This is a genomic window from Mariprofundus ferrinatatus, assembly GCF_002795825.1.
Classification (GTDB): Bacteria; Pseudomonadota; Zetaproteobacteria; order Mariprofundales; family Mariprofundaceae; genus Mariprofundus; species Mariprofundus ferrinatatus.
Genome location: NZ_CP018800.1, coordinates 2,090,998 through 2,104,261, shown reverse-complemented (window position 1 = coordinate 2,104,261; position 13,264 = coordinate 2,090,998). Strand labels below are relative to the sequence as shown.

General features: G+C 52.3%; 13 protein-coding genes. All 13 read left to right on the top strand.

All coding sequences use genetic code 11. The features are described from left to right. The first annotated feature begins 144 nt into the window (after nt 1-144). Nucleotides 145-1,545 (top strand): adenylate/guanylate cyclase domain-containing protein, encoded by a 1,401-nt coding sequence (locus Ga0123462_RS10320; protein WP_100266221.1) that lies wholly within the window; start codon nt 145-147, stop codon nt 1,543-1,545. Between the two features lie 225 nt (nt 1,546-1,770). Further along, nucleotides 1,771-2,529 carry a hypothetical protein gene (locus Ga0123462_RS10315; RefSeq protein WP_100266220.1) on the top strand — a complete coding sequence of 253 codons (759 nt, stop codon included), beginning with the start codon at nt 1,771-1,773 and terminating at the stop codon, nt 2,527-2,529. Between the two features lie 177 nt (nt 2,530-2,706). Further along, nucleotides 2,707-4,671 carry a tetratricopeptide repeat protein gene (locus tag Ga0123462_RS10310; protein ID WP_157821334.1) on the top strand — a complete coding sequence of 655 codons (1,965 nt, stop codon included), beginning with the start codon at nt 2,707-2,709 and terminating at the stop codon, nt 4,669-4,671. Further along, nucleotides 4,671-6,032 carry a sigma-54 interaction domain-containing protein gene (locus Ga0123462_RS10305; protein ID WP_100266218.1) on the top strand — a complete coding sequence of 454 codons (1,362 nt, stop codon included), beginning with the start codon at nt 4,671-4,673 and terminating at the stop codon, nt 6,030-6,032. The genes Ga0123462_RS10310 and Ga0123462_RS10305 overlap by 1 nt, the downstream gene beginning before the upstream one ends. Nucleotides 6,033-6,072: 40 nt before the next feature. After that, a complete protein-coding gene (gene flgB / locus Ga0123462_RS10300) occupies nt 6,073-6,462 on the top strand; it encodes a flagellar basal body rod protein FlgB (RefSeq protein ID WP_100266217.1) in 390 nt (129 codons plus the stop codon). Further along, a complete protein-coding gene (gene flgC / locus Ga0123462_RS10295; protein WP_100266216.1) occupies nt 6,462-6,908 on the top strand; it encodes a flagellar basal body rod protein FlgC in 447 nt (148 codons plus the stop codon). Before flgB ends, flgC begins: the two co-directional genes overlap by 1 nt. A 74-nt stretch (nt 6,909-6,982) precedes the next feature. After that, on the top strand, nt 6,983-7,270 hold the full coding sequence (fliE, locus tag Ga0123462_RS10290; protein ID WP_100266215.1) for a flagellar hook-basal body complex protein FliE: 288 nt from the start codon (nt 6,983-6,985) through the stop codon (nt 7,268-7,270). A 135-nt stretch (nt 7,271-7,405) separates the two neighbouring features. Beyond that, on the top strand, nt 7,406-9,085 hold the full coding sequence (gene fliF, locus Ga0123462_RS10285; protein WP_100266214.1) for a flagellar basal-body MS-ring/collar protein FliF: 1,680 nt from the start codon (nt 7,406-7,408) through the stop codon (nt 9,083-9,085). Then, nucleotides 9,082-10,104: a flagellar motor switch protein FliG gene (gene fliG, locus Ga0123462_RS10280; RefSeq protein WP_100266213.1), complete on the top strand. Its 1,023-nt coding sequence runs from the start codon at nt 9,082-9,084 to the stop codon at nt 10,102-10,104. The genes fliF and fliG overlap by 4 nt, the downstream gene beginning before the upstream one ends. A gap of 1 nt (nt 10,105) precedes the next feature. Beyond that, nucleotides 10,106-10,819 (top strand): FliH/SctL family protein, encoded by a 714-nt coding sequence (locus Ga0123462_RS10275; RefSeq protein WP_100266212.1) that lies wholly within the window; start codon nt 10,106-10,108, stop codon nt 10,817-10,819. A gap of 43 nt (nt 10,820-10,862) precedes the next feature. Next, nucleotides 10,863-12,143, top strand: a complete 1,281-nt coding sequence (locus Ga0123462_RS10270; RefSeq protein WP_232726445.1) for a FliI/YscN family ATPase — start codon at nt 10,863-10,865, stop codon at nt 12,141-12,143. Further along, a complete protein-coding gene (locus Ga0123462_RS10265) occupies nt 12,140-12,583 on the top strand; it encodes a hypothetical protein (RefSeq protein ID WP_100266210.1) in 444 nt (147 codons plus the stop codon). The genes Ga0123462_RS10270 and Ga0123462_RS10265 overlap by 4 nt, the downstream gene beginning before the upstream one ends. Next, the gene (locus Ga0123462_RS10260) at nt 12,583-13,254 is read left to right on the top strand and encodes a MotE family protein (RefSeq protein WP_100266209.1); all 672 of its coding nucleotides are present in this window, start codon (nt 12,583-12,585) and stop codon (nt 13,252-13,254) included. Before Ga0123462_RS10265 ends, Ga0123462_RS10260 begins: the two co-directional genes overlap by 1 nt. Nucleotides 13,255-13,264: the final 10 nt, after the last annotated feature.

Sequence of the window (13,264 nt, the reverse complement as noted above, 5' to 3'; positions counted from 1 at the left end):
TTGAATTGAATACGATGTTTGCGGTGAACCGAGCAATTTATCTGCCAACAGCCATGAAGGTGGCTGATCTTTTGCTTATGCCGATGAACTGGGTTCAAAAAATGGCTGTCCAGTTGTCAGAAGTGTATTGGGGGAGATGGTAGAATGTCTTTACGTTGGTCCTGGAGCTTATTTGCAGCATTTCTGACTTTAGCCGGTTCGGCTGTCATGGCGCTGAGTATTATTGCTGTTGAGCGGGATGCGTTGCGAGTCGAGCGGGATGATTATGTGCGATATACACTCTCCATGCTGTCAGGTGCCCTGAGAATGCCGATGATGGCAGACAGCAGGACGGAAGTTGACCGACTGATGGAGGAGTTTGTTGCAACATCGCCCGGATCGATAGTTTATCTTCGCTGGGCCAATGGCGAGAGCGAGCAGTTCGGGGAAGGGGTAATCCCTGATGCGGTAAGTTCTCTCCCTTCCCATCATTTGCAACTGCTCTCGGTTGAGGGGCAGGAGCGCTGGTATGCCCAGGGGGTTAATCTCAACAAAACAGATCTGGGTGTGATTGCATTGCATATGCCGGCTCCTGAAGAGGATGTTTACAGCAGCGGAAAGAAGTTGCTTATCGCCATGGTCGCACTGCTTCTTGCCATGCTGGCCGGAGCCTTGATGTACCGCTTCTCTGGCACCCTTACAGACTTGATGCGAAGGATTTCCATGGCATCAAGGCAGGTTGGGGGTGGAGATTTCTCTGTCCATATCCCCGGTTATGGAAGCGGAGAAATCGGAGAGGCTGTTGGCGACTTTAATCAGATGGTTTCCCGGCTTTCACATCGCCAGATGACGCATGAGGTGTTCGGTCGTTACCAAAGCCCGCAACAGGTTTCCGATGGCTTCGAGAGAACATTGGTTAATACAGACCATCCGGCGAGGACGGTTGCTGTCATGGCAGTGGAGATGGTTGATTTTGCAGGCTATATCTCTGATCTCCGTGAGCTTGGCGGCTTGTCTGAACTAAACAGGTTCTTCAGAATATTGCATGCCATCGTATCGGAGAACGGCGGGCATCTTGATGCAATTTCAGGCGGCCATATGGTTGCGGTGTTTAATCACCCGTTTAATCTGAGGAACTATCAGGATCGGGCGGCAAAGTGCGCCCTTGAACTCATTGAGGCGTCAAAAATGCTGTCGTTGCATCGATCCGACGGAAGCACTGTCGCGTTCAAAATCGGTCTGGCTCAGGGAGAAGTGCTTACCGGTTTCTTGGGGGCGGGCAGACACAGGGAGTTCAGGGCTGTCGGTGCGGCTGTGTCACTGGCAGAGCATCTGGCCTTGCTGGGCAGCGAACATGATGTCATTGCCGGTGGTGAGATTTTGCATCAGCTTGCATATGCCTTTGAGAAGAGCGGCGTGGAAAACCGGACGCTCGCCGGAGGAGAAAGCTTGCAGGTTGCAAAAATCAGCCCTAAAACAGAGCGCCTGATTGCTGAGGTGCAAAAAGCCGCCTCCACTGCCATCCATCATTTGGAAACCGAAGGTGCGACCGGAGTGTCCAAATGAAAGTGCCGCAAAAGGATCCGTTGCTTGCAGTCCGGGATCCCAGTGGTGATGTCGTCAGCCCTGATGGTTGCTTCCGGCGAATCGCAATTTTCAATAGTATCTGGAAACCGGTGGAAATGTGCACCAAACATCGTGGGTGGAGCAGGAAACAGGTCTGACAAACGAACAGGTCAGTGTTGTGAAACAAGGAATATCTGGATCAACAATAAGGGGAAGGTTACAAGCATGATCAAAGCACTTTTGATAGTCCTGCTGTCACTGGTGATTTCCTGCTGTGCGGGCACATCTCCGGCAAAAGATTTGCAAAATACCGCTTCCGGAAGAGATGGGGCCGACTGGGGAGTTATCCCGATGTCTGTTATCAACACTACCGACAATACATTTATTATGGATGGCAAGTGGAGCTCAACGATGGGGGCCTTGACCACCAAGCGCTTTGGGCTTGCGTGTGACAACACCGTAAGTGATATGAGATTCCATCATGGTGATTACCGTCATTGGTTCGTGGCACCAAGCGACTCACCTGCGCTACTGGGGATGAAAAAGTGTTCGAAAGACTCCCAGTCAGAGCCCAGCTGTATTGAAAACTGGAACCTGTGTGGAAGAAAGGTACGGGTTAAATGCCTGGATGATGAATTTTGCGGGCAGAGTGGCGAACCGTCTCTGATCGCACAAATCAACGACAACAACCCTCCCACCAATAATTACTTGCCAGGGGGTATAGTTGAAGATCTGACCCAGGCGCTCGGAAAAAGGCCAAAGGTGGCGAAATCAGTGGTGCTTTACATCACAGACTTTTGTCCAGCAGAGCATTCGAACAATATAAAAAGCAGGCAGTGCCAGAGGGCGCAGGTTGATGTTTCGACCCCGGCTTTTCTGTTGATGGGAAAAACCAATCCGCAGGGCTATATCAATGCAAACGTGGAAGTTTCTGTGGAGTTGCTGGACTCGAAAGACCCGACGCCGGTTGGCCCGGAATACTAGCGCTGTTTTGACGATTTGAGTCGGTACTGAATCAGAAACAGCACCTGGTCAGGGGCGCTCATTCAGCGGAGCAGCTCTTGCCTCAGATAAGCAGCCCGGCGGCGGTTGGGGCGCCATTCAGATTTCGGCCATATGCATTGTCTGAATACGGCATGGGTTTTGCTTACCCTTACTACTATGCATTCAGCTTCAGTAATTATTTCGACTATTCTGGCTATATTTGTCCTTAATACGGGCATCTGCCATGCGGCGGATGAGCGGGGTGTTGATGATGTCCGTTCTTTTTTGACGCAGGGAGAGGTGCATCGCGCTATCAACCTGACCCGCACGCTGCTGGCCGATACTGAGCTGAACGATGATCAGCGCTTTGAGCTGCTGCTTGTTCTGGCTGAGTCCGAGGAGAAGCTTGCTGCTGCAAGGAAGTATAACAAAGCAGAAGTAAGTATCCGCGCATACCAGGATCTTCATAAAGAGTACCCCCAGAGGTTCGAGGCTGTAAAAATGCACTGGAAGGTGGCATGGCTAAGCTGGAATCAGGGCAGGTATGATCAGGCGAATTCTGCCCTGCAGACGATTTTACTCGACTACCCCTACTCTCAGGAGGCAAAAAAAGCGGCGCTCTTGCATGCGCGCTATCTCATCCAGAGAAGCAAGTTTCAGAATGCACGCTCGGTACTTCTCAGATATTTCGGCCTGAGTTCAGATATCTCTGATCTGGAGGAGACAGAAGGGTTTGTCTGGTTGGCAATCATTGAAGAGGCTGACGGCAATTCTGAACTGGCCTATAAAAACATGGTGGATGCCTATACCCATCACCCTGAAGTGATAGAGGGTGATGCTTATGTTTATGAGGTATACATCCGCCTCTTATCCCTCTATGAAACCACCCAGGTACAATATGTCCATGTTAAGCGCTTTCTGAAGAGATACGTCTCAAGCCCAGAGGCCTTGTCCGTACGCCTGTTGCAGGCGGATATTCTGGTGGAGCAGGGTGATGCCAAGGGTGCGGAGACAATGTATGGCATTCTGGCAAGTCGACATGGGGAGAGTGCTGTCGGCAAGAAGGCCTATATGCGCCAATTAATGCTGCAGAGCAAAGGCATCAGTGACACTGCAAAACTGAAGGTGGCCCTGCAAAAATTCTCCCGGCTGGTGGCGAGTAACCAGCTTTCTGAAGTTGAGACTGAGGCAACGCTCTATCAGGCGCGTATTCTGGCGAGACTGGGAGAGGGTGATGCGGAATACATGACCAGAGCCACGGCATCCTATGCAATTGCGGCATCCTATGAGTCTCCGTCCCGTTTTGCGGATGCAGCGCGCAGTGAGGGAAAAGAGCTGCTGGGCAGACATATTCTTAATATGCTGGAGAAGGAGCAGTGGCTTCAGGCTGTCGTGTTATGGAAGCGCTATCCGCAGATCAGGCCAGAAAGGTCGCAGCAGCTGGCTTTCGGAGTAGCACAGGCTTACATTCATTTATTGGACTTTGTGCATGCAGAGGAGATGCTGGATCGCCTCTATGTTGAGGCGGGCGGTTCGGTCTGGTCTCACCGTATTATGCTGGAAAAAGCCCGCCTCTGGGCTGAGCGCAGGGATCAGGACGGCGTTATCAAGATCATGCAGTGGCTAGCCAAACATGAGAAGACGCTTTATCGCCAGGATCTCCTGCTGATCGTCGGAAGCATACAGAATACCCGGGGGGAGGCTTCAGCGGCCAGCCAGACTCTGGCGAATATCAATCCGAATGATTTAACGCCCGAACTGCGCAAAACCTACTGGCTTACCAGAGCCCGTATTAATCTGAATTTGAAACGCTGGCATACAGCCGCCGAGGCATGGAAGCAGCTGGCAGCTGTAAGCGAGGGGGATAAGCGATGGGAGTATGTCATAGAACAGGCTGATGCCCTGATCCAGGGTATGGGTTATCTGGATGCTGAGACGGCGTTACTTCAGGTGCCTGAGTCCGAGCAGAAGGCGGCATGGCACTATGCGATGGCACTATGCGCGCAAAATACCGGGCGCTGGAATATGGCGAAGGAGCATCTTACCCTGTTGAGTAGCCCGGATTCCGATCCTGACTACCAGCTGAGGGCTCGCATGCTGCTGGCCCAGGAGCAGGCAGAGCAAGTGAAGAGGCAACATTAATGAAAAAGATATATTTGTTGGGCTTTCCTGAGGCTGTTGCAGCGGAGTTAAGCGTTCAGCTTGGGCGGGTGGCCTCCGATCTACCTGTGGAGTCGCAGGAACAGTTTCAGGTCGAACAGCTGCAGGCTGATTCAGAGACGCTATTTTTCCTGATGGACTCGCATCTTGCCAATATGCAGGCGAAACAGGTTTTTCAACATGCACCGATGGCCACTCTGGTTGTGCTGGCAGATCAGATGAACGCAGATCGCGCATCGCAACTCATGAGTGCCGGCGCTACAGATTACCGTGCCCTGCCGTGCGCGGATGAGATTCTCAGTATTTATATACGTAAAGCGCAACATCAGGCGGATCTCTCTTCACAGGCCAGCAAGCAGCGTAAAGGCACCAACATATTTGTTACCCGTGATATCGAGACCAGGCGCTTGCTGGATCAGGTGGCCCTTGTTGCGCCCAGCCGCGCTTCCATTCTCGTGCTTGGCGAATCGGGAACTGGCAAGGAGCGGCTTTCCCAGTATGTCCACCAGTGTTCGAATCGACACGACTGCACCTTTGTTGCGGTCAACTGCGCAGCTATTCCCGAGGGGATGATTGAGGCGGAGTTGTTCGGTTATGAAAAGGGGGCGTTTACCGGTGCTACAGGCTCCCGGCCCGGCAAGTTCGAACTTGCACATGGCGGCACGCTGCTGCTGGATGAAATCACTGAGATGCCGATGCATATGCAGGCGAAGTTACTCCGCGTGATCCAGGAAGGGGAGGTTGACCGCCTGGGTGGCAGAAGCCCTATCAAGGTGGATGTGCGCCTCATCGCCACCAGCAACCGCAATATCGAGGAGGCAATCAATGAAGGGGTGTTTCGCCAGGATCTCTATTATCGCCTGAATGTGGTGACGGTTTCGCTTCCCCCGCTCCGAAATCGCCCTGACGATATCATCCCGCTGGCCGAGCATTTTCTCCAGCGTTTTAGTGAGATGTATGGTAAGCCTGCACCGGCTATCAGTGAGGCCTGTGTTGAATATCTGCAGCACTACAACTGGCCTGGCAATGCCCGCGAGATCGAGAATTGCATGCACCGTGCCTTCCTGATCTGTGCGGGAGATCAGCTTCAGGTTGAGTACCTGAATCTGGAGGCTGCATCAAAGCTGCTCCCTTCCGAGCGCTCCGAAGAGCATGCGATCAAGGCTGGCGTAAGCATCCGGGATATGGAGCAGGCGCTGATAAAGCAGACGATCAAACATGTGAAGGGAAATCGTACCGAAGCGGCAAAACTGCTTGGTATTAGCATTCGTACATTAAGAAACAAGCTCCGGGATATGGATACTGGCATGCCGCTTGCTCAAGACATGGTGTCATCTGCCTGACGCTTTTCAGTGCAGATAAACTGATTGAGAGAGGTATGTCATGAGTGGTTTGTTTAGCAGTGGATTCCTCAAGCTTGAGACAGCATTGGTTGCACGAGAGAAGCTGCAGACCACCCATGCATCCAATATCGCAAATGCCGACACCCCCAACTACCGGGCGGACAGGCGCACCTTTGACGATATCTTTTCGGCAGAGCAGGCCAAGCGGAACCGGCTTGATCAGGGTCTGTTCTCAAAATCAAACAGCACCATTTTTAATGGTTCCGGCGCTGATTCGGCCGATGCCTCCCTTCGTCTTGATGGGAACAACGTAGACACACAAAAAGAGATGGCTCGCATGGCTGAAAATCAGTTGATGCATGAACTTACAATGCGAATGATCAAAGGCAAGATCAGCAGTCTGGCCAATGCCATCAAGGAAGGTAGGTAATGGCAGATTCGCTTTTAAACTCAATGCATATCAGTGCTGCCGGCATGTCCGCACAGCGCTCACGTATGGATGTTGTGGCAGAGAATATTGCCAATGCGGAATCCACCCGTACAGAGGATGGTGGCCCCTATCAGCGGCGCCAGGTCATTTTTGAAACCGTTGCTCCTCAGGGAAGCTTCAGCAATGTCTTTTCATCATCGCTGAAAAGCAACCAGCATCAAACAGTAAAGGTGGCGGATGTGGTAAAGGATAGTCGCCCGCCCCAGGAGTTGTTTGACCCGTCCCATCCGGATGCGGACAGCAATGGCATGGTGAAGTTCCCCAACGTAAATACTGTTGAAGAGATGGTGGATCTGAACTCTGCATCCAGGGGTTTTGAATCCAATGTCACTGTGATGCAGGCATCAAAACGGATGTTCCTGAAAACAATAGAACTATTGAGATAGCGGCTGCCGGAAACCAGAAGGTGTCAATTTTTCAACGCTGTGATAAATAATAAGTGTAGGTCAAGAGGTCAAAGATGAATATCAACTCAGTAGGAAGCATCAATACGCAGGTTCCATCACCTCAGCCGGTGGCCAAAAAACCGGATAATTTTGCGGCGCTTATGCAGCAATATGTGGTGCAGGCCAATCAGGAGACCAAGGCTGCAAACGCAGCAGGCGTGGAGCTTGCTATGGGTAAGAGTAACAATGTTTCTGAAACCCTGCTTGCCATGCAAAAGGCAGACCTCTCGTTCCAGTTGATGGTGGGTGTCCGGAACAAACTGGTGGATGCATATCGTGAAGTGATGCGCATGCAGGTGTAAAAAGCCTAGAGAATCATTCTGTTCTCTGGAGAAGGTTGTCTCCGATCAGGCTCAGAGAGACGCAGTATGAAACGGAGATCCGGATGTTTTTGCAGCAAAGAAGATTAACTATTACTCCCGACAAGGAATTGAACCATGGCCAATGAAATCGCTCCTTCACAAACGCAGGCCGTTGCCGCCAACCCATCAGCGTCCGCTTCTTTTTCGCGGGGTGAGCAGTCGTTTCAGGCCAGTGTCTCCAATATTCAGGGCATGCTGTTAAAGAATCGCCGCCTGTTGCTGCTGATTGCCAGTATTCTGATGCTGGCAGGTTTTATCAGCCTGCTTTTCTGGACTGCAGATGCTCCCTACAGGCCGCTGTTTTCAAATATTGATGAAAAAGAAGCCGCTTCAATTATTGAACTGCTCCAGAAAGAGAAGGTGCCTTATCGTCTTGAAGGGGGCGGAACAGTGCTGGTGCCATCCGATCAGGTGTATGCATTGAGACTGAAGTTGGCAGGGCAGGATATGTTGCCGGGCAATAAAACAGGTTATGAGCTGTTTGATAATGGTAATCAGCTCGGTATCAGTGATTTTGTTCAGAATGTGAACCTTCAGCGGGCTCTGCAGGGTGAGTTGGCACGCACGATAGAGATTCTTCCTCAGGTCTCAGCAGCCAGGGTTCATCTGGTTCTGCCTAAAGAGTCTGCCTTTATTAAGCGAAAGAGAAAGGCATCCGCATCAGTGATGCTGCAGCTCGCCGGCTCAAGCCGGCTTTCCAAGCAGTCTATCCTGGCGATTCAGAATCTGATCGCTGCCGGTGTACCGGAGCTAGAGCGGGATGACGTTACTGTGGTTGATTCGGCAGGTAATCTGCTGACCACAAAGGGCGAATCAAATTCTCCGACCAGCGCTGTGCAGACCTATCAGGAATACCAGATGAGTTTTGAAAGGAGAATGGAAGAGCGCCTGACGCGGATGCTGGAACAGATTGTCGGTGCCGGGCAGGCAGTTGTCAGGGTTTCGGCGGAGATCAACCGGGAACATGTGGAGCAGAGCAACCAGATTTTCAATCCTGATGAGGCGGTGCTGCGCAGCGAGAGCGTGATTGAGGAGAGCAGGAGGGCATCTGATCGCAGGGCATCCGGCATTCCGGGTGTTGCCTCCAACACCCCGGGTGCGCAGCAGGCCGATGCTTCGCAGCCACAGGAAGAGGCCGGCCGCAAGGAGCACATCAGTAGTTTTGAAATAAGCTCCACGACAGAAAAACGTATTATTCCATTCGGAGAGGTGGAGAAGTTATCCGTTGCAGTTCTGGTTGGAGGCAATGTTGCCACGCAAGAGGATGGCAGCTCCACGATGACCCCCAGAAGCCAGGATGAGCTGAAGTCTATACGGGGGCTGGTTGAGAAAGCCATGGGATACAATGAAGATCGCGGAGACTCCCTGGAAGTGCAGAGCATGTCTCTGGTTGATATATCCAGCAACGAAGATGCGGCTGCCATGCAGGATATGGAGGCAAAAGCCTACTACCTGGAACTGGCACGTTATGGAGTAGCCGGGCTTGCGCTGCTGCTGCTGGCCTGGTTTGTCCTGCGCCCTCTGGGCAAGCGGGTTTTAGTACAGGATTCAGATGCTGGAAATGTGAATGACGAGCAGCCGGCTCTAAGTGGCCAGCCTTCCGATTCGGTTGAGGCCGCCATAGAAGCTATGCAGCTATCTATCGGGTCAGAGAATTTGGAGCACAAGGCACTGCAAGTGGCCGCAAAAGAGATGATTGGCAAGGACACCCAGATGGCGGCACGAATCATCCAGCAGTGGACGAGGCAGTCATGAGTAAAGGCGCGAATAACAGGGTAATCTCAGGGCTGGACAGGGCCGCAATTTTTCTACTTTCCGTGGGGCCTGAGGTGGCTGCCGGTGTGTTGCGGCATATTGATGACCAGGGGCTGGTAGAACTCGCCAAGCGTATGCCGCAAATAAAAGAGGTTTCAGCGCAAACAATCGAGGAGATCTACACTGAATTTATTCAGATGCACCGCTCAGGAGATGCATTTGTTCCATCTTCTGCGCTGGATATTCACGAACTGTTGAGGGATGTGGTGGAGCCTGAAAGGCTGCAGAGGATAATGGAGAGCCTGGAGGATGGCGGTCCTATCCGGATGCCGGTGTGGGAGAAGCTCGCCCGCATGGATCCAGGGACCATTTTCAACCTGATCAAGGATGAGAGCGCACAAACGACGGCGGTAATTTTAGGGCGCCTTGAGTCAGAAAAGGCAAGCGCCGTTATTCAGCTGTTTCCGCAGGATAAGCAGATGGCAGTGGTCATTCGCATGGCCAGAATTGAAAGAATCAAGGGTGATGTGACCAGGGATATCGAAGCTGCTCTGGATGAACAGGTCAATCGGCACCAGGGCGGTGGCTCAGGCCTTGCCATGAACGGCATGGATCAGGTCGTCGAAATTCTGAAAACCCTTGATGGAAAAAGCTCCAAGTTCATCCTCGATAACCTGAAGGAGCACGACCAGGGTCTGTATGAGCAGGTGGATAGCCAGTTGCTCATGTTTGAAGACTTTACCGATCTGGATGGCCGCGACATTCAGGCCATTCTGAAGAATGTCCAGTCGGAGGATCTGATGCGCGCCCTTAAAGGAGCCTCTGATGAGCTTCGTGAACACTTCTTCTCCAACATGTCCAGTCGTGCAGCCGATATCATGCGCGAGGATATTGATGCGATGGGTGGGCTGAAGGTATCAGATGTTGAAAAGGCTCAGCGCGCGATCCTGGATGTGGCCAGAACCCTTGATAGCGAGGGTGTGATCAGTCTCGGTACTCAGGAAGATATGGTCTATTAAGATGCAGAACAGTTCATTTGAACCCCTGGAGTTAAAGCTGATTTCCAGCATCGAAGAGAAAGCCGCTTTTCCATACGAGGATTTTTCTCCGCAACCACCCGGAATAGCGCCTGAAAAAGCGTCTGAAAAAGCGCCTGAAATCTCCGCGGTCTCCAGAATTCAGCAGCTGGAATCCATGCTGGCTGAAAAGCACGCCTTTGATGCCAATATCGAGCGTGATGCCTACGACAAAGCCTATCTGTCGGGAGAGAAGGCCGGTCTGGCACTGGGAGAAAAGCGTGCCGAGCAGATATTGGAAAAGATGGTGCAGCTTCAGAAACAGGCGCAGCAGCAGCTTGATGAGATCAGAAATTCAATGTGCGAAGCGGTAATCGACATCAGCGGCATGCTTGCAGAGTGGCTGGTTGGGGAAATTACCGCCGAAGATCGGGGACGCCTGCTGGAGATGGCTGAAAGGGCGGCGCGAACCTTTCCTGAAACGGAACGCCTGATGATGTATATTCATCAGGATGAGTTCGCCCAGTTTGAGAAGCTTATCTCTGAATCTGAGTTCAAACCCCATTTGCTGACTGATAACTCCATCAAGCCGGGCTGCATACGCATTGCCAGCATCGCACAGGATATTCTCATTGATCCGCGAGCGCCTGTTGCGGATGCCGTGGCGAAGCTGAAGAAAGATCTCCTCTCCGGAGAGATTGATGTCAGCACCCCCTAAATTATGCGATAAACAATCCAGGCTTAGCGCACTGTCAAAGCTTGTGAGAGAACCTTCATTTCCCCCCAGAGGGCTGGTACAGAAGGTTATGGGGCCGATGCTCGAGGCCAGTGGTATTAAGGCGGAGGTGGGAAGGGCCTGTTATGTGCAGGCTGCCGGTGATGTCAGCCTTGAAGCTGAGATTGTAGGTTTTCGCGATGGCCGCAGCCTGATTATGCCGGTGGGTTCCACGCGGGGTATTGCGCCCGGTAGCGTGGTTCAACCGCTGTCTACGCCCCCCTCCATTCCGGTTTCAGATGCACTGCTTGGGCGGGTTCTGGACTCCAGGGGTCAGCCACTGGATGGCAGGCTGCTGCCGGAAATCAAGACAAGCTTCCCCATCCATCGCAGGCCTCCCAACCCAATGCTACGTCATATTATTGACACGCCGATGCAGCTCGGTGTGCGTGTCATTGATGCCTGCATGACCATGGGATGGGGGCAGCGCATGGGGTTGTTTGCCGGAGCGGGCGTCGGAAAAAGCACCTTGCTCGCTATGCTCGCCAAGGATTCTGATGCGGATGTTATTGTTATCGCCCTGGTAGGTGAGCGAGGCCGGGAACTCAGGGAGTTTCTGGACAATGCACTGGGACCGGAAGCGCTGTCGAAATGCGTTGTTGTGGTGGAAACATCGGATGCCCCGCCGCTGCTGCGTGTGCGTGCAGCCCTGACAGCAACAACGATTGCCGAGGTGTTTCGGGATCAGGGTAAGCGTGTTCTGTTGCTGACGGATAGTCTGACGCGCTTTTTGCAGGCACAGAGGGAGATCGGGCTGATGCTGGGGGAGCCACCAACCAGCAAAGGTTACACGCCATCCTGTTTCTCCATGCTTGCAGAGTTGCTTGAGAGAGCAGGGCCAGGCATTGATGGAAGGGGCAGCATCAGTGCGTTATATACGGTGCTTGTGGAGGGGGATGATCTCTCAGATCCGGTTGCAGATGCGGCGATATCCATGCTCGACGGTCATATCCTCCTGGACAGAAGGCTTGCTGAGAAAGGACTCTATCCGGCGATCAATATTCTCGGCAGCGTCAGTCGCCTTGCCAATAAGTTGACTGCACAAGCTGTGCAAAATGCGGCACGCTCCTTGCGAGAAGACCTTGCATTGTTTGAACGCATGGAGGACATGGTGAATATGGGCGCATATGAAAAGGGAAGTAACCCAAACCTCGACAGGGTAATCCAGCGCCTGCCTGAGATCGTAAAGTTCCGACGTCAGCATGAAGATGAATCTGAGGCTCTGCAAGATGCTCAAGATGCTCTGCTCGAGTTGATGAATCCATGAGTAACACATTGCAGCCACAAAAAGTGTTATCACAGCTTGAGGATCAAAAGTGCAGCGAATTAACGCTCAGGCTTGCGGATCTGAACCGAAAGCGAGAGATGCTTAAGCATGAGGTTGAAGCAGTAGATATGCGCCTGGCAGATCTCGGAAAACAGCGGGAGCGGCTTATTCAGGAAACGACGACCGCATTAGAGCTCTCCACCCTGGAAGTTGTGCGTCAGGAAGAGCTTGGGCGAAAAAAAATGTTGCTGGCAGAACTGGTCGCTATTCCTGTCGAGGAGAAGGCAATCAGGGCGGATATGTTTACCAGCATGAACAAATCAAAGGCCTATACAAAACTGATTGAGAATGAAGAAAAAGCGCAGAAAAAGCATGTTGCGAAAGTCGAGCAGCAATCTATTGATGACCTGATGGCGCATCGCCGCATACGGGAGAAATAATGATGAAACGCTACAATGTATTAATCTTTCTCGTTTTGCTGACTGTTTTTACACTGGTAAATATCAGCATGACATGGTGGCCGGATACAGGACGCTATTCGGCGGCTATCAGTGATATATCTTCGACACCGGTAGCGCAGGCGGCAGAGGTATCTCAAGCAGCCGCTCACTCCAGTGCGGGCGAAAGGGCTGAGCCTGAACAGGATGGTTCAGATATTATCCCGACAGCTGAGGCATCTGTATTTTCCGGCTCGATAACCGGGAGTGTCAGTCAGGAAGAGGCCGAGGTGCTCCTGAACCTGCGTACCATGAAGGAGAATCTCGATCTGCGCGCCAAGGCGCTCGATGAACGTCAGCATTCGATAGAGCAGGCTGAGGAGGGGATGGCTGCGCGGATCAAAGAGCTTGAGAGCCTGGTGGCGAAAATGCAGGACCAGTTACAGCAGGAACAGGGGCTGAAGAGCAAGAAGATCAAAAAGCTGGCGGCAGTTTATTCAAGCATGAAGCCGGAAAAGGCTGCCGAGGTCGTCACCAGGATGGAGCTCGGGACTGTCGTGAAAATGTTTGCCCGCATGGATGATAAAAAGGTGGGCAAGATCCTCTCGTTCATTGAGCCGGAAAAGGCAGTCGCTATTACGCAGGCATTAACTCGGCAGTCGAATGAGCTTTAATAACCTCCGA